Consider the following 19714-nt stretch of genomic DNA (forward strand, 5'->3'; position numbering starts at 1 on the left):
GGGATGGCTCGGGAGAGGCGGGTACGCCGCGGTGCGGAGGCGCGCGGCATGCGTCACGGCACGTCGGCGGCGTGGTGCACCCAGATGTTGGGCTCGGCGTACGTTCCGTGACCGTCGTCGGCGACCCGCAGAGGCACCAGGCCGCCGGGCAGCGGATGGTCACCCGGTCCCGGCAGCGGATGGCCGAGGAACTCCTCCCAGCGGGAGACCGGCTGACGGATCACCAGGGACCGGTGGGCGAAACCCAGCTGCCGGGCACCGAGTTCAAGGTGCGTGCGCAGCCACGGATCGAAACAGCGGCCGTCGGGTCGGCGCCAGGCGGCGTACTCCTCGATCGGGATCAGCGGGTAACGCGGCTTACGCGTGGGCCGGACCGGGATGATCAACCCGCGCGGGCATTGCTCCGCGGCCCGGGTGCGGGCCTCGGTCAGCAGCCGCTCGGCGTGGCCGGCCGCCCGGTGCGCGGGATCGACGGACACCGACAGCATGCAGACGGCGTCCGGGTTGTCCGGGGGACCGTGGTCGACGGCCTCCACCAGGACCTCGTCGCTGCCGGAGGGCAGCGACGAGGCGGTGCCGTCCCACCGCACCGGCAGCCCGTTGGCCGCCGCCACCAGCTTCCCGTCGCCGTCCACCAGGCAGAGCTGGTGAGCGGGGTAGCGCTCGTACATCCCGTGCCAGCGCCAGTTGCCGGGGGACTCCCAGCTCATGAACGCGGGCATGTTGGCGCCGATCAGCGCGTCCACCTCGGGCAGCAGCGACGGGTCGCGGGACAAATCCGTGAGGGTGAGTGTCACCGGTGCGCTCAGCCCAGCAGCCGGGTCTCTGCCGTAGCCCGCATCGGGCGGGAGCGCCGCAGGTCGACGGTGACGCACACCCGCTTGAGCCAGCGGTCGGTGCCGTCGTAGCGGGCCTGGAAGGGCAGGCGGCCGTGCACCGCCCGGTGGTTGTCGATGAAGAGCACGTCGCCCTGGTCCGCGACCACCTCACGCATCCCCGCGTCCACCACCTTGCACAGCGCGTCGTAGGCACGCCGGGCGTCTGCGTCGTCCTCCGGCACGGAGGTGAAGTACGGGTCCAGACGCATGTACGGGTCCTGCCGGGAGCCGTAGAGCAGTGGGCCGAGTGGCCGCTCGTCGATCATCTTCTGGATGGTGGCGAAGCGGGCGGCCTGCTCCTCGGAGGTGATGGTGTTGTTCTTCGGCAGGTGTGACTCGTCCGGGGCGATGTGGAAACGCGGTTCGAAGAGGATGTCGATGTCCTCCTCGGACAGCGAGGCCAGCTCCAGCTCGCCGATCGTGGTGGGCACGCGGTCGGGGTTGCGCAGCGCGCCCAGGATCAGGTAGTCGCTGCGGTAGGGGTGGAAGGCGTCCTCGGTGTGCCAGGTCAGCAGCTCCTTGCTGCCCATGCCGAGCTGGTCGTTCTCGTGCTGGCGGATCGGGAAGATGTCGTGCACGAGGTGGCCGTCCTGCTGCGTGGCCCAGCCGAAGGGCTCGCCGAGCAGCGCCGAGTACAGCATCAACAGCAGCTCCTCGGGGAATTCCCCGCCGGGCCGGGGGCGGCCGCGCCAGTGCTCGGGGGTGGGCCCGATGCGCCGCTGGTCGAATTCGTGCCCACGGACGACCACATGGCCGTGGCGGTCGCCCAGCTTGAAGTCGCGCAGGAAGCGCTGCACGCCCAGCGGCAGCCGGGTCGCGAGCCGCGGCAGGTCGCGCAGCAGGTGGGCGTCTTCGAAGGACGCGTAGGTGGCGGCCAGATCGAGGGTCAGCTCTGCGGTCGCGGTGGCCTCGTCGGGGGTGAGGGTGTAGCTGCGTGTGGACTGGTCGGTGAGGTTCGACATTGCCAACTCTCGCTGATCTAGTGGATGGTTACTGCCCGCAGGCAGCTGGAGCGGGGCCTGCGGGCCCTCGGGTGGTGCTGGGTGACGCGATGGTCCGTGAGCTGCGCGGACGCGGTCCGCCTGCGCGGCCGGTCAGAGCCGGGCGGCCCTGTCGGCGGCGAGCGCCCCGGCCAGTAGCCGGGGAGTCGGACACCGGAGCACTGCGCTCGCCCTCAGCCCGGCTGCCGAAGGGAAGGACTCGCGCAGCCGCACGAGCAGGCGCATGGCGAGCAGGGACTGCCCGCCGTGCTCGAAGAAGTCGTCGTCGGGGCCGATCCCCGGTGCGCCCAGGACCTCGCGGAAGATGTCCACGACGGTGGACAGTGATGCGTCGGCAGACTCCGGCTCGGCGCGCGGACCCGGCATGTCCGATCCGCCCGGCGCCTCAGATCCGGCCGGTGCGGCCGGTGCGCCCGGCGCCTCCCGTGTGCCGGGGGCCTCCGCTGTGCCCGGCGCTTGCCCCGCACCGCCGGACCCCGCCGCGGCCGTCGCCGTGGCCCAGTCGCTCAGGCTGCGCTTGTCGATCTTGCCGTGCGGGTTCTTCGGCAGGACGGACACCCGGTACAGCACCCTGGGCACGGCCCAGTCGGGCAGGTGCGCCTCCAGCGGCGCCACCAGCGTGTCCCGCTCCGCCCCTGTCAGACGGACCGCCTCGCCGGGAAGCGGGGCGTGCCGCGGGTCGGCCGGGACCGTGAAGGCCCACAGCGCGGTTCCCGTCCGGGGGTCCGGGAACACCACGGCCTGGTCCACGGCGGGGTCCTCGCACAGGGCGCGTTCCACCCGCGCCGGCTCCAGCCGGTGGCCGCGGATCTTCACCTGGTCGTCGAGCCGCCCGAGGAAGACCAGGTACCCGTCGGCGTCGATCCGGCCGAGGTCACCCGTCCTGTACACGCGCGCGCCGGGGTCGGCAGACAGCGGGTCGTGCACGAACCTGCGGGCCGTGGCGGCCTCGTCACCGAGGAAGCCGCGCGCCAGCAGCGGTCCGCCGATGTGGATCTCCCCGGACTCGCCCTGCGGTACCGGCCGTCCGTCGCGCCGGACACTGATCTCCACATCCCGCAGCGGCGTGCCGAGCGGAACCTCCTCGGCGTCCGCCGGAAGCAGTCCCGTGTAGAAGGTGGAGCTGACGGTGCACTCAGTCAGTCCGTAGACGTGTGCCAGCCGGGCCGGCTGGCGGGCCTGCCATTCCCGGTAGGGCCGCGGGTCCATCCGCTCGCCGCCGACCACCACCAGGCGCAGCTCCGCCGGGGTGGTCAGGCCACGTGTGTCGAGCCAGCGGGCGTACTCCAGCCAGTATTGCGTGGAAAGCTCCACCACGGTGGTCCCGGTGCGGGCCATCGTGGTGTGCAGCTCCTCGGCGTCCAGGGCCTGTGTGTCGGCCCGGCACACCACGGCCGCGCCGGAGACGAGCGCGGGGAACACCTCCTCGATCAGCACGTCGAAGCCCAGCGAGGCCACCTGCAGCCAGCGGTCCCCGGCGGCCAGCTCCAGCCGTTCGGCGACCGCGACCGCGAACCGGCGCAGCGAGTCGCGCTCGATGACGGTGCCCTTGGGCTGCCCCGTGGACCCGGAGGTGAACAGCACGTACGCCACGTCGCTGCCGGCGGCCGCCCGGACCGGCCGCCGGGCCGCGGAGCCGTCGGCGTCCACCGTCCCGCCGTCGGCGGGCCAGGCCGGCATGTACGCCGTCGCGGGTGCGTGGGTGCCGTCACCGAGCCACACCGCCGCCTGCGTGCGGCACACCAGCGAGTCCCGCGCGGCAGCGGGCAGCCGTCCGTCCAGAACGGTGAACCCGGCCCCGGCCTTCAGCGCCGCGACCATGCCTAGCACCGTGCGGCCGGGGTCGGAGAAGGCGAGGCCCACCAGCCGTCCCGGGCCCGCGCCGCGCTCGGCCAGGGAACCGGCCCAGGCGTCCGTCAGCCGGTCCATCGACCGGTACGTCAGCACCTGCCGCGGCGTCACCAGGGCGGGTTCCTCGGCCTGTTCGCGTACGCGGTGGTCCCACAGGTCCAGTACGTCGGGTAAGTACACGGCGGTCACCGAGCGGCCCCACGGGTCCGCAGGAACTCCGACAGCTCCGCGAGACCGGCCCGGAAGCCCTCCTCCGGGCCGCCGAAGCCGAGCCGGGCGCCGTGCTGCGCGCCGAAGGCCGTACCCGGCACGAGGAGCGTGTTGTGGCGGGAGAGCAGCTCCAGGCAGAACCGTTCCACCGCGGCCGGCCCGGCAGCGGCCCGCTCCAACTCGCGGAAGATGGGCAGCGCACACACCCCGCCCTCCGGTGGCGTCCAGCGCACCAGGTCCTCGTGCTCGGCCATCCACTCCGTGAGGTGCGCCAGGTTACGCCGCGCCTCGGCCGCCCGCGTGCCGATCAGCACGTCGGCCTGGCGCATCGCCCGCTCGGCGATCAGCTCGACCAGCGGGGACAGGAAGAGCGTGGTCCGGTCGCGCAGCGGGAAGACGGCGGTGATCAGCTCCGGCGGCGCGATGGCCCAGCCAACCCTGAGTCCCGGCAGACCGAACGTCTTGGAGAAGGTGCCGTAGGACACCATGTCGTCGCGGGTGACCGCCGGGAGGACCTCCCAGCGGTGCGCGATCTCGGCGGTGGCTGCGTCCCACACCAGGGTCGCGCCGACGGCGGCGGTCCGCTCGGTCAGCGCCTTCAGGCCCTGCGGCGAGAGCGTGGCACCGGAGGGGTTGTGCGGGAAGTTGACGATGACGGCCCTGGTTCCCGGCGTGACCAGGCTCTCCAGCACGTCGTCGTCGATCTCGCCGTCGCGTACGGCCGCCGCTGGCAGCTCGGCGAGGTCGCAACCCGCCGCCCGCGGGTAGTGGCCCAGCGAGTGGTAGATGCCCTGCTGGACGACCACCCGGTCGCCGGGCCGCAGGAGCATGCTCAGCGTGAGCGCGATGGCCTCGCTGGAGCCGTGGGTGACCAGCACCCGGTCGGCGGCGCCGCCCGCGTACCGGTCGGCGATCGCCTGCCTGATGCCGGCACCTCCCTGGGAAACGCTGTCGTCCATGACGACGGCGTCCAGATCCTCGGCCGGGATGCGGCACAGTTCGCGTATCTCCGCGAAGGTGTACGGGTGGACGCCGCTGGAGCTGATGTCGTGGATGTCGGGGCCGAGATGCCGGCGGTACCACTCCTCCAGCACCGGGGGTTCCTCACGCAGCGGACGCAGACTGCTCATGTTGTGCAACTGTCCCTTTCTACCCCTGACGAGTGCCCTGGTGGTTGTCCCGCCACCACCGCTGTCCGGCGAGCGGAAGCGTGTCGATGGGGTCGTAGTAGTGGTACGAGCCGCTGCGGGTCTCCGGGTCCACCGCTTCAAGCGGGGTGAGATAGCTCTTGCTCCAGTGCGATATGCCGAGCTGGCGGTCGTAGGAGTCGGCCTGCTCGACCCAGCGCTTGCCGGCCATCGGCACGTCGCACACGATGCGGGGGGTGGCGAAACCGGGCAGGTAACCCATGATCTGACGCTGTATCAGCTGAGCGCGGTGCAGCGGCACCCGCCAGTGCTCGGCGTTCGGGATCATGTCGCACATGTAGAAGTAGTACGGCGTGATCCCCGCGTGGTCGGTGAGCGCAAAGCACAGGTCGAGCAGATCGTGCGCGCTGTCGTTGACGCCGCGCATCAGCACGCCCTGGTTGCGCACGCTGTGCAGCCCCGCCCCCAGCAGTGCCCAGGCCGCCTCCGCCACCGCGGGGGTGATCTGCTGGGCGGCGTTGGCGTGGGTGTGCAGCGCGATGCGCACCCCGCGGGACCGGGCCGTCCGCGCGACCCGCGCGACGCCCTCGAGCACCGGGCCGGACCGCCAGTGCTGCGGCAGTCCGACCAGTCCCTTGCTCGCCAGGCGGATGTCCCGGATCGACTCGATCTCCAGCAGGCCGCTGATGAAGCGCTCCAGGCGCGGCCATGGCATGTTGGCCAGGTCGCCGCCGGAGACCACCACGTCCCTGATGCCAGGGGAGGCGCGCAGGTGTTCCAGGATGCGGTCGGCCCGGTCGGACGGCTTGAGCCGGAGCTTGTTCTTGGCCACCTGGGGGGTGGAGTTGCCCACCAGATCCATCCGCGTGCAGTGCCCGCAGTACTGCGGGCATGTCGACAGCAGCTCGGCCAGTACCTTGGTGGGGTAGCGGTGTGTCAGTCCCTCCACCACCCACATGTCCTGCTCGTGCAAGGAGTCCCGGCTGGCCATCGGATGCGAGGGCCACTGCGGGTGCCGGTCCGAGAACAGCGGCAGCATGTAGCGGCGCACCGGGTCGTCGTAGAACGCCTTGGTGAGCTCGCCCGGACGGGCGCCGACCGCGTCCGGAGCCATGGTGTTGATCATCTGTGGCGGCAGCAGCACCGACATGGTGGCGCGGTGCAGCCGGTCCTGCTCCCAGTCCTGGTAGAAGCGCTCGTCGAGCAGGTCGCCCATGACCGCGCGGAGCCCCTTCGCGTCCTTCACGCAGTGAGCGCGCTGCCACTGGGGGTCCGCCCACTCGGCCGCTGTGACGTCGCGCCACCCGGGGAAACGCCGCCAGTCCGGCTCCACGAGCGGACGGCTGCGGTACTCGTAGACACCTTCCGGTGTTGCTGATTCCGTCTGGCTGCGTGCTGTGTCCACCAACCCGCCCCACCCAATCCCATCGGTTTCGGCCGAATCGCCTGCCGTCGATCTTGCAGAGGGCGCGGGTTGTACACGAGGGAAAGTTGTACAGGGGTGTAAGTGCGGAGCGCCCCTGTACAACCGGGCCCCGTTCAACGAAAGCGGGGAGCGGCCGTCGGTGTTTCGAGGGTGGACAGATGGCACTTCCAGGCTGCGCGACCGGCTCCGTGACTGTCCTTAACTGTCGGTCGAGGTGTTGATGCCCATTCAACTGGCAGGTACCAATAGCCGCGGATCCAGTGCTGATCATGCCGTCGGGACCAGGCACCGCTGACCACGGTTGTACGGCCCGACGGGACCTGAGCTTCGTCGAAATCAAGGGGAAGATGTGCCCAGGCCAGAGCGACCTTTGGACCCAACTTCAGGACCGTTGGAAGCATTCGCCCACGACTTGCGCTTATTACGGAGGCGTGCCGGGAATCCCTCGTACCGCATCATGGCGAAACGTGCGCACTACTCCGTGTCCACACTCGCCGAGGCCGCGCGGGGACTGCAGAAACCCTCGCTGAAGGTGACCCTCGCCTATGTGGCCGCGTGCGGCGGCGACCTGGAGCTGTGGTCGCGCCGCTGGCACAGCGTCAGTAACGCAATGGAAACACGCGACGCACCGGGGCACGGGCGGCCGGGCGGCGCGCAGAGAGAGCCTTCTCGCTCCGGCCGCCGGGCCACGCAGAGTGCTCAGGAGCGCGGCGCGGCGCGGGAGCCCGGGTGGGACGCCGCCCAGGGAGCAGACCACGGACGGGACCGGAACCCGGATCCGGACCGCGGCCGGCGGCACCCCGGCACCCTCGCGTCTGCCACCTCCGCGCACGGTCGCAGCACGGACGAACTGACCCTCGACGAACGGGCCGAACTGCGGCAGCTGCGCAGCGAGGTCGAGGAGCTGCGGCGCGCCAACGATGTACTCAAGGCGGCGTCCGCGATCTTCGCCGCAGATCTCCGCACAACGGCAAAGGTCGTGTACAACTCGGCAAGTCGACAAGATCGGTTGGCGTGACCGGTGCACCCCGCGCCCACGAGGCGCGGGGTGCATCGGATGATCCCGACCGACCTTTGGGGACTGACCATGCGCGTGCTCGGAGTCAACGGCTGGCCCGGGGCCAGCCACGATGGTGCTGCCTGCCTCGTCGTGGACGGCGAAGTCATCGCCCTGGCCGAGGAGGAACGCTTCACTCGGAACAAGCACGCTTACGGAGAGGCACCTCTCAACGCCGCCGCCCACTGCCTGGCGGAGGGCGGCCTCACCCTGGACGACATCGACGTCGTCGCCCACGGGTGGGACCTGCCGAAGCTCTTCCGCGACCGGGGGCTGGACTGGTTCGCCGCCGACGCCGACGCGCTGGAACACCTGCTACCCAGGGCGCTGTTCCCGCGCACGCGCGACCCCCGGCTGACATTCGTCAACCACCACATCGCCCACGCGGCCAGCGCTTACCACCTCTCCGGGCGGGACCGCGGCGCCATCCTGGTCCTCGACGGCCAGGGCGAGGACGTGAGCACCACACTCGCCGTCGGCATCGACGGCGGGATCAAGACTCTGCGCACCTATACGCCCGGCTGGTCACTGGGCTACTTCTACGCCGCGGTCTGCGAGTACGCCGGCCTCGGTTCCGACGCGGCCGGCAAGATGATGGGCCTTGCCTCCTACGGCACCCCCCAGGACCTCACCTTCGGCGGCGCCTTCCGCTTCACGGACGATGGTTTCACCGTCGACGTCGTCCCGCCGGACCTGCGCTCCACGGGCAGCACCGACGAGGAGACGGCCACCATACGGCACTGGCTGGAGCACCTGGAAAAGGTGCTGCCGGACGCCCCCAACCGCTCCGCCCGCCGCTTCGACCCCCGCATGGGCCGTTACACCAAGGTTACCGACCGGGACCCGTTCGAGTACCGCGACATCGCGGCCACGGCCCAGGCGGCACTGGAGCGCGTGGTCATGGACCTCGTAGGCAGCCTGCTCAGGGAAAGCGGCGAGTCCACGCTGCTGATCGCGGGCGGCGTCGGCTTCAACGCCACCCTCAACGGCAAACTCATGCGCATGCCCGAGGTCCAGGAGCTCTTCGTCCAGCCCCTCGCCGGCGACCAGGGCGTCTCGCTCGGTGCGGCGGTCTGGGTCGCGGCCCAGGAGGGCGACCGTATCCAGCCGATGAAGGGCTCGGTGGCCTGGGGGCCGCAGTGGAGCCCGGACGAGATCCGCCGTGTCCTGGAGACCACCGGCACCGCATACACCGAGCCCGCGGACATCGCCGCCGCGACCGCGGACGTCCTGGCCGCCGGCGGAGTCGCCGGCTGGTTCCAGGGCCGGGCCGAGGGCGGCCCCCGCGCTCTCGGCCACCGCAGCATGGTCGCCGTACCCAGTCCCGAGCAGACCCGCGACCGGGTCAACGTCCGCATCAAGGACCGCGAGGCGTGGCGGCCGTTCGCCCCGAGCATGCAGGAAGAAGCGGCCGAAGCCCTGATCGGTACCACCACCCCGCTGCCGTACATGATCGTCACCACCCCGGTCACCGAGACCGGCGCCGCCGTCATGCCCGCCGTGGTCCACAGCGACCGCACCACCCGGCCGCAGACGGTCTCCGCCGCGGTCGACCCCCTCTACCACCGGCTCATCGGCAAGGTCGGCGAGCACACCGGCACCGCTGTCATCCTGAACACCTCCTTCAACGGCCGCGACGAACCGGTCGTGTGCAGTCCCCGTGACGCCCTCGCCACCTTCCACCGGCTCCCGATGGACGCCCTGGCCCTCGGGCCGTTCCTGGTGCGCCGTCCCGACGCCGCCTCGAGGGAGGTGGACGCGTGACCGCCCCGGCCGGCCCGCACCCGGGCCCCGCCGCGGACATCCACACCCCGGCCCCGGGCCGGACCGACCAGAGCGGCCCGGCCGTACCGGCCGACTCCACGGACTCGACCGGTCCAACTGTCGAGGAGATCCACGCCCGGCTGGACGACTGGCTCGCCGACACCGTGCTCGCACCGGAAGCCGACCTGTCGGCCCCGCTGCTCGACCTCGGTGTGGACTCCCTCGACCTCATCCGCACCGCCCGCCGCGTCGAGGCCGCCTTCGGCGTCCGTGTGCAGCTGCGGGAGCTGGCCGCCCCCGAGATGACCACGGCCCGGCTGGCCGCGCTGGTCGCCGAACGCGCAGCCCGGCGCCGTACCGCCGAGGCCGCGCCGCCCGGCGCCGGCCACGGCCCGGTCGTGCTCACCCCGCCGCAGGAACAGGCATGGGAGGAGCAGACCGGCGACCGGGGTTACTGGAACCAGGCGATGCTCTTCACCACCCGGCCGGACCTCGACGGCGAGCTTTTCGCCGAGGCCGTCCGCCGCTTGGTCGCCGGGCACGCCTCGCTGCGCCTGGCCATCGAGGCCCGCCCGGCCCGGAGGCCGCAGCAACTGGTGACGGCCATCGCCACCGACGGCCCCCCTGACGCGGCCCTCGGCCCCGTGCTGGACACGGTGGACATCTCCCATCTCGACGACCAGGAACTGCCGGCCGCGGTCATGACGCGCTGCGCGGTCGAACAGGAGGCCCTGCACCCGCAGACCGGCCCCGTGGCCCGGTTCGTCCGCTTCGACGCGGGCACGACCCGCCCCGGGCGGCTGCTGATTGTCATCCACCAGATCGCGTTCGACATGGTGTCGTGGTCCATCCTCCTGGAAGACCTGGAGGAGCTGTACACCGCGCTCGACGCCGGCCGCAGCGACGCCCGATGCGCCGAGGGAACCTCGTACCCCGAGTGGGCTGAGGCGCTCGCCGCCCACGCCCGGACCGCCGAGGCCGAGGCGGAGGCCGAGTGGTGGACGCACGTGGTCCGCACCCCCGCGACCATCCCGCTGGACCACGCCGTCGCCGACCCCCGGGCGGTGAACACCGCCCGCACCGCCGCTACTTATCGTGAGGACTTCCCGCAGGAGCTCACCACCCGCCTCCATACGGCGGCCCGCGCCCACCGCGCCCACCCCGGCGACCTGGTCCTGCACGCCCTGGGCGAGACGCTGGCCAGGTGGCTCGACGAGACGGCGGTCCGGGTGGACGTCCTGCGGCACGGACGCGAGGAGGCCGTCGGCGACACCCATCTGTCCCGCACCACCGGCTGGTTCACCACCGCCGTGCCCGTCCGCCTGGATCTGGCCCCCGGCACCGCGGGCGAGCGGCTGGCGCGGACCGTCGGCCATCTCGCGGCCCTGCCCGGCGGAGGGGTGGGATACGGCGCGCTCAGCCGCCACGGCCGACCGCGCATCTCGGCCACCCTGCGCGCCGCCCCGCCCAGCGACATCTCCTTCGACTTCGAGGGCGACGACGCGGACGCCCTGCCGCTGCGCACCCTGCTGCCCGACGTGGCACCGGAGTTCGTCGGCGACATCACCGCCCCGCACTGGATCCGGCCCCATCTCATCGAGGTGATCGCCACGACCGACGACGAGGTGCTGCGCGTCGAATGGTGGTACTCGACGGCCCTGCACAACGAGACGACCGTGCGCGACCTCGCCGCCCGCCACCGGGCCGCCCTCACGGCACTCCTCGACGCGGTGGGACCCGACGCGGCCGGGACACTCGGCAGCCCAACACCCCACGAACGGACAAGAGAAGACACCCTGCCATGACCTTGCCCAGCGTGCTCGACCCCTTCTTCGCGATCGCCCGCTCCGACCCCGGCCGGCCGGCGGTCATCGACAACGGCATGACGGTCGGATACGGCCAACTTGCCGGATGGGCAGGAGCTGTGGCCGATCTGGTCGTCACCCGCGGACCCGGCCCGCACCCGCCCGTGGCCATCACCATGCACCACAGCGTCCGCGACATCGCCGCGATTCTCGGCACGCTCGCGGCCGGTCGCGGCTACGTGGCGGTGCCCGACAGCCCCGCCGGCCACACCGGCGAGGCCCTGCGCGCCCTCGGGTGCCGGGAGCTGGTCGCCACCGCCGAGACCGACCGGCTGCCGGCCGTCGACCGCGTCCTGCACCCCCACTGGGGCCTTTCCCGCGCCCCAGTCCGGGACGGCGGCGAACCGGTCGGCGCCGATGACCCCGCCTACGTGCTGTTCACCTCCGGCTCGACCGGTGCCCCCAAGGCCGTCGCGGTCCCGCACCGCGCGCTGCACGCCGTACTGCCGCCTCTGCGCGAGCTGTACATGGTCGGCCCGGACACTGTCTCCCTCAATTTCACCCAAGGCGATGGCGACACCAGCCTGGAGGAGATCCTGCCGCCTCTCCTGGCCGGCGGACTCGTCGTTCTGGACGGAGACGCCGAGGCGGACCTCGACCGGGTCCTCACCGACAACGAGGTCACCCTCATCAACCTGCCCGTCGACTACTGGCACATCTATACCGGCCACCTGCTGGAGACCGGCCGCAAACTCCCCGGCACCGTCGAGACCGTCGTCATCGGCGGCGAGGCCGTCCGCCCGGACATGCTGGAGCGCTGGCACCGGCTCGGCGCCAACCACGTACGGCTCCTCAACACCTACGGATCCACCGAAACCGCCCTCGTCACGCACAGCGCCGTACTCGCCGGCCCCGGTGCCGAACCCCGGGCCGCCGGGGACCCGTTCCCCGACGGGGTCACGATCGGTCACCCGCTGCCGTCCGTACGGCAGGTCGTGGTGCCACGCCCGGATGCGCCCGACGGTCCCGGCGAGCTGCTCGTGGCCGGCCCCCAGCTCGCCACCGGCTACCTCGACGACCCCGAACGCACGGCCGCTCGCTTCGTCGAGGCCGACTTCGGCGACGGCACCCGCCGCTGGTACCGCACCGGCGCCCTCGTCCACGAGACCGCCGACGGCGCCCTCGTCTTCCACGGCCGCATCGACCACCAGGTCAAGATCCGCGGTCACCGGGTGGACCTGCTGGACGTCGAGGAGGCCATCGGCCGGCTCCCCGGCGTGGCCGCTGTCGCCGCGGCCGCCCACACCAAGGGCGAGCACACCGCGCTCGTCGCCTTCGTGGTCCTCGCGCCCGACGGCTCGGCGCAGGACGGCGGCGGCACGGCCGACCCGGCCGCTCTGCGCGCGCACCTGCGTGCCACGCTCCCCGCGTATCTCGTCCCTGACCGGATCGTCACGGTCCCCGAGCTGGCGCACACCCGCACCGGCAAGGTCGACCGCGCGGCCACCCGGGACCGGTACCTGTGACCAACCGACTCTTCGACGCCTCGGTCGCCCCCGCCTCCCTGCCCGAGGCAGACGTGCGGGGGCCCTGGGCCTACCTGTGGTGGTTGGTACGGATCCGGCCCTGGCCGTTGGTCCTCAGCGGCGTGCTCGGTGCCGTCTGGATGGTCCCCCTGGCCCTGATCCCACTCGTCATCGGACGGGCCATCGACGAGGCCGGCCAAGGCGGCGGTCAGGCCGGCCTCTACCTGTGGTCCCTGCTCGCGCTGGCCCTGGGCGTTGTCCAGGCCCTCGCCGGCGCCGGCCTGATCCAGGCCGCCGTGGGCGCCGAGGCGCACGCCCTGTCGCACACCCACCGCGTATTGATGCGGCACGTGGTCCGGCTGGGCGCCGCTCTGCGCGGCAAGGCCCGTTCCGGCGACGTGGCCGCCTCGGCCGCCGCCGACGTCGAAAGCATCGGCAACGCCTTCGAGGTGGTCGGCCGCACCATCGGCGCGGTGTTCGCCGCCGTGCTCGTGGCCGTGGCCCTCACAGCCACCTCGCCCCTGCTCGGGCTGGCCGTGCTCATCGGCGTCCCGGCCGCCGTCCTCGGCATCGGACCGCTGCTGCGGCCGCTCCAGGAGCGCGACGAGGCCCAGCGCGAGCAGATGGGTATCGCCACCTCCCAGGCCGGCGACATCGTGGCCGGTCTGCGGATCCTGCGCGGCATCGGCGGCGAGGCCGGTTTCGCCGAACGCTTCCGCCGCACGAGTCAGGAGGTGCGGCGCGCCGGCGAGTCGGCCGGCCGGATGGAGGCATGGCTCCAGGCGGCGGGGATCTTCCTGCCCGGCCTCGTCACCGTCGGCATCGTCTGGTTCGGCGCTCGCCTCGCCCTGCAGGGCACCATCACCGCCGGTGAACTGGTCGCCTTCTACGGCGCGTCGGCCTTCCTCACCCTCCCGGTGAGCACCGCCACCGAGGCCGCCGAAACACTTAGCCTGGCCAAGGTCGCCGCCGGCCGGGTCTGCACCCTGCTGCGCCTCACCCCCGATGCCACCCAGCCCGCGCACCCCGAGCCGCTGCCGCCGGGACCCCTGTCGCTGGCGGACGCCCACACCGGTATTGCCGCCGAGGCCGGACGGCTCACCGTGGTCGTCGCCCCCACAGACCGCACCGGGGACCTCGCTGACCGGCTCACCCGCCCCGGCGGCTCCGACGACGGCGCCCCGGCCGTGCTGCTCGGCGGCATCCCGCTCGACCGTGTGGACCTCGCCGAACTGCGCTCCCGGGTCCTCCGGTCCGGGCCCGCCGACACCCTGTTCAGCGGCACCGTACGGGAGGAGCTGACCGCGGAGGCCGCCCACTCCCCGCATGACCTGGACCGCGCGCTTTTCACCGCCGACGCCGACGACGTGGTCGAGGCCCTCCCCGCCGGTCTGGATACCCGCCTCGACGAGGGCGGCCGGGCCCTGTCCGGCGGTCAGCGCCAGCGCCTCGTCCTCGCGCGGGCCCTGCTCGCGGCCCCCGACGTCTTGGTGCTGGAGGACCCGACCTCCTCCGTCGACGCCCACACCGAGGCCCGGGTGGTCGAACGGGTGGCCGCCGCGCGCGCGGGGCGCACCACCATCGTGTTCAGCGACAGCCCGCTGTGGCGCGGCGTCGCCGACCGAGAGGTCCGCCTCGACGCGGACCGCATCCCCGGCAGCCTCGGCTGCTCAGCAGGAGTGCCCTCATGACGACCACCCCCACCCAGGCTTCCGCCGACGCCCCGGCCCCGCATCCCGGCCCCGCGCCCAACGGCCCGCCGGGCCGCACTGAGGCGGGTCGGCTGCCGCTGGCCGACAGGGCCGACGTCCGCATCTGGATCGGCGCCTTCCTCCGCGGCGAGGCCGCCCGGCTGCTCCTCACCTTCACGCTGTTCGCCGCCGCCCTGGTGGTCGGCCTCATCGGTCCCCGGCTCCTCGGCCACCTGGTCGAGTCCGTCAAGGCCGGCACTACCACCGGCCGGGTCGACCTGCTCGCCCTGACTTTCGTCGCCATCCTCCTCGCTCATGCGCTGCTCGCCCGCGCGGCCCGCACCCAAGCCACCCTGCTCGGCGAGCGCGTCCTGGCCCGGACCCGCGAGAACTTTGTCCGCAGGGTCCTCGGCCTGCCGCTGGCGGAGGTGGAGAGCGTCGGCACCGGCGACCTCCTCAGCCGCGCCACCACCGACGCCGACCGCCTCAACGAGAGCATCCGGCAGGCCGTCCCGCGCATCGCGTTGGCGGCCATCACCCTGGTGTTCACCGTCGCGGCGATCCTGCTGACCTCACCCCTACTCGCGCTCGGGCTGGTGGCCGGCGTGCCGTTCGCCGTCCTGTCGACCTGGTGGTACCGGCCGCGCGCCACCCGCGCGTACGAGCGGCTGCTCGCTCAGGAGGCCGACGTCCTGGCCGTCACGCACGAGACCGCCCGCGGCGCCGCCACCGTCGAGGCCCTCGGGCTCGGACCCCGCCAGGTGAAGCGCCACGGCGCAGTCGTCGACCAGGTGGTACGCACCCGGCAGCGCACCACCTGGCTCCAGACCATCTGGTTCCCCAGCCTGGACCTGGCCACCATGGTGCCGATGACACTCACCCTGCTGATCGGCGGGCTCGCCTACCAGCGGGGTGCCGTGGGTCTCGGCGAGCTGACCGCCGTGGTGCTGTACGTGCAGGCGCTCGGCGAGCCTCTCAACGACCTGCTGACCTGGACCGACGAACTCCAGATCGGGAACGCCGCGCTGCGCCGGATCCTGGGCGTGGACCGGCTGCCGCGCGACGATCCGCGGCCGCCCGCGGCCACCGAGGGACACGCCATCCGGTTGGAAGGCGTCGGCTTCAGTTACGGCGGCCGCGAGGTCCTGTCCGGCATCGACCTCGACATCGGCCCTGGCGAGCGCCTGGCCGTGGTCGGCGCCTCCGGCGCGGGCAAGTCCACCCTCGGCAAGCTGCTCGCCGGCGTGCACCATCCCACCCGGGGGACCGTACGCATCGGCGGTGCCGAGATCGGCACCCTACCGGTGGACCAACTGCGGCGTGAGATCGTGCTCGTCACGCAGGAGCAGCACGTGTTCACCGGCACGGTACGGGACAACCTCACGCTGGCCCTCGAGGAGGCTCCGCCGGACGAGCGGCTGTGGGAGGTGCTGGAGACCGTCCTGCTGACGGACTGGGCGCGCGCGCTCTCCGACGGCCTCGACAGCGAGATCGGCCCGGGCGCCGCTCCGGTCTCCCCGTCGGCGGCCCAGCAACTGGCGCTGGCCCGGCTGCTGCTGTCCGACCCGCACGCGCTGGTCTTGGACGAGGCCACGGCGCTGCTGGACTCCACCGCCTCCCGCAGGGTCGAGTCCTCGCTCGGGGCGCTGATCGAAGGTCGCACGGTGATCTCCATCGTGCACCGCCTGGACTCGGTCCGGGACGCCGACCGCATCGCGGTCATGGACCGTGGCCGGATCGTCGAGCTCGGCAGCCACGAGGAACTCCTGGCAGCGGACGGTGCCTACGCGTCCCTGTGGCGCTCCTGGCAGGCGGCCCGGCACTCGGACCTGCGGCGTGCAGCACATACGGGCGGAGGTACTGACCGGCCGCCGCAGGAAGGATGAGGAGACAGGCCGGATGCCGCCGAGGCGGTGTGAGAAGAGGGCGACCGCGGCGGGTACCGCGCCGCGGTCGCCCGCACTTCCGGCTGGTGCTAGGCCGCCGACGTGCTCAAGGCCGCCGGGGCCAGCGTGCACTTGGCCCACCCGCCGGCATCAGGACTTCACCTACCGGCGGGTCAAGAACGACATCGAGGACGCGGGCGACCTGGCCGATCTGCTAGGCCACGGCTCGCATGTGCTCCAAGTGGCGGCGGGGAATCCCCCCCCGGGTGCTTCTCCGCCACCACGACATCTCAGTAGGCCGCCGCTGTGCAACGTGGCTCCCGTACGAATCCGTTGTGTGCACTCGCGATGGGGCTGCTGGGCCGGGCAGCAGGGCGAGCCGAGCCCGACGCGTCGGCCATCGCGCTCAAGCAGTATCCCGCCGATCCACAGCGCCGTGCCCATCGCGTGCCCGTAAGAGCGGTGAACCACGGTCAAAAGGGGTACGATCCGGCCCGCACGACCGCCCCCGCGAGAAGGCATCTGCTCAGGTCAGAGACGTAGAGCCCGCCCGAGCGCCGTCGCTTCCCAAGCTGAGAGCGCGAGTTCGATTCTCGTCACCCGCTCCAAGCGAAACCCCCAGGTCAGAGACCCGGGGGTTCTTTGTTGTCCAGACCAGTGGGCGGCAGGCGCACCACAACCGCACCACTAGCTCTCGGAAGGCCCCTCCTTGTGATGCACGCGGTCGCCGGTGTGGTGCTTCGCACGTTCGGCCCGCACGAGGTCGTCCAGCCCGGCGGCGACCTCCCGTTGCCGCTCCTCGTCGCTGTGCTGGTAGATCAGCGCGGCCTTCTCGGAGGACTGCCCGGCCCGCACCATGGTGTCCCGGAGCGTGGCACCTGAGCGGGTCAGCAGAGTGTGCCCGGTATGACGAAGATCGTAGAAGCGGAATCCGTCCGGGAGGCCGGCGACCGCGCGAGCCCGTCGCCACTTCCGTCCGAAGGTGGTGCGCCGGAAGGCCGCGCCCTTCTCCCCGACGAAGACCAGGCCGTCAGGTCCCTTCTCCGCGAACCAGTCGAGATGCCGCTGCACCTCCTTGCGCAGGAAGGCCGGAAGGACGACGACACGAGCACTCGCGTCGGACTTGGTCGGCCCGGGGGCCCGTTTGCCGTTGGTGCGCTCGGGCTCGGCGACGCGCACGCGGATCACGAGATTGTCGACATCCACATCCCGGCGGCGCAGGCCCGCCAGCTCCTCAGGCCGCATCGGGCCGTACGCGCCGAGGTAGACCATGAGCCGCCAGCGAATGCCGATCGCGTCGGCGAGCGCGTCGACCTGGGCGACGGTGGCAATGCGCCGCTCGGCCGCGGACTCCTTGCCGGCGCCCTTGATCCGGCACGGGTTGCGCTGGATCAGCTCGTCATCGACGGCCGTCTCAAGGATGGACTTGAGGAGGCGGTACGCCTTGGCAACGGTGGTCTTGGCTCCGGTGGTGCGCAGCCGTTCGGCGCGCCACTCACGGACACTCGGCGAGGTGATCTCGTCAAGGTCCAGCCCGCCGAACGTCGGAAAGATGTGCAGGCGAAGCAGATGCCGGTACAGGTCCTCAGTCCGCACGGCCAACTCCCGTTCCTCGACCCACTTCTCGGCGTAGACACGGAAGTTGACCGCCCCAGCGTCGGGAGCACGCCAGTCCCCGCGGCTGAGGTCCGCCTCGACCTGGGACAGCCAGATCTCGGCCTCCTTCTTGGTCGCGAAGGTCTCGCCCGAGCGGATGCGTTCACCGCTAGGACCGAGATACGAAGCCGTCCAGCGACCGGACCGGTACTGCCTCACCGCACCGAAGCGCCGACGCCTGCCCCTCTTATTGGCCATCAAGCAACCCTCCGCACTCCGGCACGGTGAAGCCTGATCGGCTCGACAGTGTGCGATTCGATGAACTCCTCGACCGCGCTCTCCGGGATACGGACGTGGCGGCCGACCTTGACGTACCGGATGCGCCGCTCCTCGACCAGGCGACGCGGGAAGCGCTCCGTGGTGCCGAGGAGTTCGGCCACCTGCGCCACGGTCAGGCAGCGGTCAGCCATGGGTGGGCTCTCCTTCCGTTCCGGGGGCGGGTTCGAGGGACGCGGCGAGCCAGGCCTCGGCGTCGGACAGGCCGGTACCGGCGAAGACCCAGTGCGCGAGAACGAGCGTGGTTTCGCCGTCCCGCGGGACAGGCGGGGCCGCTTGGGCCCGGCGCCATGCGGCGCGGGCGTCGCGGAGGGCGCCGAGGGTGGTGGAGTAGCAGCGGGATTTGGTGGAGAAGTGGCCGCGGAAGCCGAGCATGTGGGCCCAGGCCCGCAGGCGGAGGTGTTCAAGGTCCTTGCGTGCGCCGAGGGTCCAGGCGGTGCGGATGAGCCGGCGGGCGTGGTCGCTGATGTCGAGCTGGGCCAGTTCGGCGGCGAACTTCAGCGGCCGGTCCAGGGCGCCCGTGGCCGTCTCGGCGCCCTTGGTGGCGTACTTGGCGATGTACGCCGCCACGGCCCGTTCGGTCAGCTCCTGGCCGCCTGTGAAGTCGGCGGAGCGGATGGTGCGCACGTCGAGTTGTCGGCCGAAGGTGAAGGTGTGGGCGCGGCCGTCGACGACCGGCCCGCACACCCGGGCCTTGGCCGCAGCGGTGCGGATGGCGTCGGTCAGCAGCTCGGCGGTGGCCCAGGCAGGAGGCGGAGTGTCGCCGCCCTCGGGGCCGTCGAGGCGGATGACGGCGTGGAAGTGGACGGCACCGCGCTTCTGGTACTCGGCCACCTTGGCGAAGGAGATCCGGGCGTGGTGCCTAAACGTCCGCTGCGTCAGCCCCGCCCGCTTGGCGACCTCGCGGCGCAGATAGATCGAGAACCGCCGCCACAGGATCCCGGCGTGCGCGTTCCACAGCACGGCCGCTTCGTAGTCGTAGGACTCCGGGTCGAGGGGCGTTCCCAGGACGGCGTCGTCTTCCTCGTGCCGGGTGCCGCAACGGCAGTTACGGCCGTCGGAGGGGCGGTTGTGGACCGGGCCGAAGCTGGGGGCGGTGAAGGTGGCGAAGACACGCGGGTGCGTGGCGACCTGTTCGGGCAGGCCCTTGCCGCCGCGCAGTCCGGCGGTGATCAGGTGGAAGGTGTCGCGGCGGTAGGTCTCGGCGCAGGCCGCGCATCGGGTGGCGCGGCGGTTGTTGCAGCGTACGAGGAGTTGGCCGGCGGGCAGGTCGGCCGAGTCGAGGTGGTGCAGGACGCGGCCGATCTCGCCGGTCGTGGTGTCGACCGCGTACTCGGTGCGATGGCCGTCGAGGCGGATGGGGCGGGTGCAGCCGCCCAGGGTGGAGAGTTGGCGGGCCAGCTCGGGCAGGGTGCCGAGGGAGGCCAGCATGGAGAGTTCCGCCAGCGGGGGCGGGGTCTGCTGGGTGATGATGGGAGTTCCTTTCATCTGTTGCGACGGTTGGGAGGCATCGGCCCCGGGGCGGCGGGATGCTTGGCG

The 19714-nt window shown here is 72.1% G+C and carries 14 protein-coding genes; 6 read left to right on the forward strand and 8 right to left on the reverse strand.

Translation table 11 applies throughout. The features are described 5' to 3' along the window. Positions 1-53 precede the first annotated feature (53 nt). The 5 genes from OG899_RS12635 to OG899_RS12655 all read right to left on the reverse strand — a co-directional run bounded on the left by OG899_RS12635 (position 54) and on the right by OG899_RS12655 (position 6493). Positions 54-776 (reverse strand): GNAT family N-acetyltransferase, encoded by a 723-nt coding sequence (locus tag OG899_RS12635; protein WP_229813884.1) that lies wholly within the window; start codon positions 774-776, stop codon positions 54-56. A 29-nt stretch (positions 777-805) separates the two neighbouring features. Next, on the reverse strand, positions 806-1840 hold the full coding sequence (gene vioC, locus OG899_RS12640) for an arginine beta-hydroxylase, Fe(II)/alpha-ketoglutarate-dependent (protein WP_125498413.1): 1035 nt from the start codon (positions 1838-1840) through the stop codon (positions 806-808). A gap of 132 nt (positions 1841-1972) precedes the next feature. Continuing rightward, positions 1973-3910, reverse strand: coding sequence for a non-ribosomal peptide synthetase (locus OG899_RS12645; protein WP_229813883.1), 1938 nt, complete (start codon positions 3908-3910; stop codon positions 1973-1975). Between the two features lie 5 nt (positions 3911-3915). Further along, positions 3916-5070, reverse strand: coding sequence for a capreomycidine synthase (vioD, locus tag OG899_RS12650; protein WP_229813882.1), 1155 nt, complete (start codon positions 5068-5070; stop codon positions 3916-3918). Between the two features lie 19 nt (positions 5071-5089). Beyond that, positions 5090-6493 carry a KamA family radical SAM protein gene (locus tag OG899_RS12655; protein WP_406311032.1) on the reverse strand — a complete coding sequence of 468 codons (1404 nt, stop codon included), beginning with the start codon at positions 6491-6493 and terminating at the stop codon, positions 5090-5092. A gap of 502 nt (positions 6494-6995) precedes the next feature. Between OG899_RS12655 and OG899_RS12660 the strand changes: the two genes are divergently transcribed. From OG899_RS12660 to OG899_RS12685, 6 genes are all read left to right on the forward strand, one after another. After that, positions 6996-7532, forward strand: a complete 537-nt coding sequence (locus OG899_RS12660) for an XRE family transcriptional regulator (RefSeq protein ID WP_406311033.1) — start codon at positions 6996-6998, stop codon at positions 7530-7532. Between the two features lie 69 nt (positions 7533-7601). Next, positions 7602-9335 (forward strand): carbamoyltransferase C-terminal domain-containing protein, encoded by a 1734-nt coding sequence (locus OG899_RS12665; RefSeq protein ID WP_125498409.1) that lies wholly within the window; start codon positions 7602-7604, stop codon positions 9333-9335. Continuing rightward, on the forward strand, positions 9332-11140 hold the full coding sequence (locus OG899_RS12670; RefSeq protein ID WP_406311034.1) for a condensation domain-containing protein: 1809 nt from the start codon (positions 9332-9334) through the stop codon (positions 11138-11140). The genes OG899_RS12665 and OG899_RS12670 overlap by 4 nt, the downstream gene beginning before the upstream one ends. Beyond that, the gene (locus OG899_RS12675) at positions 11137-12666 is read left to right on the forward strand and encodes an AMP-binding protein (protein ID WP_125498407.1); all 1530 of its coding nucleotides are present in this window, start codon (positions 11137-11139) and stop codon (positions 12664-12666) included. The genes OG899_RS12670 and OG899_RS12675 overlap by 4 nt, the downstream gene beginning before the upstream one ends. Then, positions 12663-14357, forward strand: coding sequence for an ABC transporter ATP-binding protein (locus OG899_RS12680; RefSeq protein WP_125498406.1), 1695 nt, complete (start codon positions 12663-12665; stop codon positions 14355-14357). The genes OG899_RS12675 and OG899_RS12680 overlap by 4 nt, the downstream gene beginning before the upstream one ends. Further along, positions 14354-16243: an ABC transporter ATP-binding protein gene (locus OG899_RS12685; RefSeq protein WP_229813877.1), complete on the forward strand. Its 1890-nt coding sequence runs from the start codon at positions 14354-14356 to the stop codon at positions 16241-16243. Before OG899_RS12680 ends, OG899_RS12685 begins: the two co-directional genes overlap by 4 nt. A gap of 687 nt (positions 16244-16930) precedes the next feature. Here OG899_RS12685 and OG899_RS12690 read toward each other — a convergent pair. From OG899_RS12690 to OG899_RS12700, 3 genes are read right to left on the reverse strand one after another with little or no spacing between them, the layout of a single operon-like run. After that, positions 16931-18097, reverse strand: coding sequence for a tyrosine-type recombinase/integrase (locus OG899_RS12690; RefSeq protein ID WP_086793089.1), 1167 nt, complete (start codon positions 18095-18097; stop codon positions 16931-16933). Further along, entirely contained in the window at positions 18097-18309 is a 213-nt protein-coding gene (locus tag OG899_RS12695; protein WP_086793091.1) for an excisionase family DNA-binding protein, read from the reverse strand. Before OG899_RS12695 ends, OG899_RS12690 begins: the two co-directional genes overlap by 1 nt. Further along, positions 18302-19606 (reverse strand): replication initiator, encoded by a 1305-nt coding sequence (locus tag OG899_RS12700; protein WP_125498427.1) that lies wholly within the window; start codon positions 19604-19606, stop codon positions 18302-18304. Before OG899_RS12700 ends, OG899_RS12695 begins: the two co-directional genes overlap by 8 nt. Positions 19607-19714: the final 108 nt, after the last annotated feature.

Source organism: Streptomyces thermoviolaceus (assembly GCF_045209695.1).
Classification (GTDB): Bacteria; Actinomycetota; Actinomycetes; order Streptomycetales; family Streptomycetaceae; genus Streptomyces; species Streptomyces thermoviolaceus.

Bases quoted from the DNA above. Each gene is read 5' to 3' on its own strand.
- vioC (WP_125498413.1), bottom strand. From the start codon at position 1,840: ATGTCGAACCTCACCGACCAGTCCACACGCAGCTACACCCTCACCCCC.
- OG899_RS12695 (WP_086793091.1), bottom strand. From the start codon at position 18,309: ATGGCTGACCGCTGCCTGACCGTGGCGCAGGTGGCCGAACTCCTCGGC.
- OG899_RS12665 (WP_125498409.1), top strand. From the start codon at position 7,602: ATGCGCGTGCTCGGAGTCAACGGCTGGCCCGGGGCCAGCCACGATGGT.
- vioD (WP_229813882.1), bottom strand. From the start codon at position 5,070: ATGAGCAGTCTGCGTCCGCTGCGTGAGGAACCCCCGGTGCTGGAGGAG.
- OG899_RS12700 (WP_125498427.1), bottom strand. From the start codon at position 19,606: ATGCTGGCCTCCCTCGGCACCCTGCCCGAGCTGGCCCGCCAACTCTCC.
- OG899_RS12690 (WP_086793089.1), bottom strand. From the start codon at position 18,097: ATGGCCAATAAGAGGGGCAGGCGTCGGCGCTTCGGTGCGGTGAGGCAG.
- OG899_RS12685 (WP_229813877.1), top strand. From the start codon at position 14,354: ATGACGACCACCCCCACCCAGGCTTCCGCCGACGCCCCGGCCCCGCAT.
- OG899_RS12675 (WP_125498407.1), top strand. From the start codon at position 11,137: ATGACCTTGCCCAGCGTGCTCGACCCCTTCTTCGCGATCGCCCGCTCC.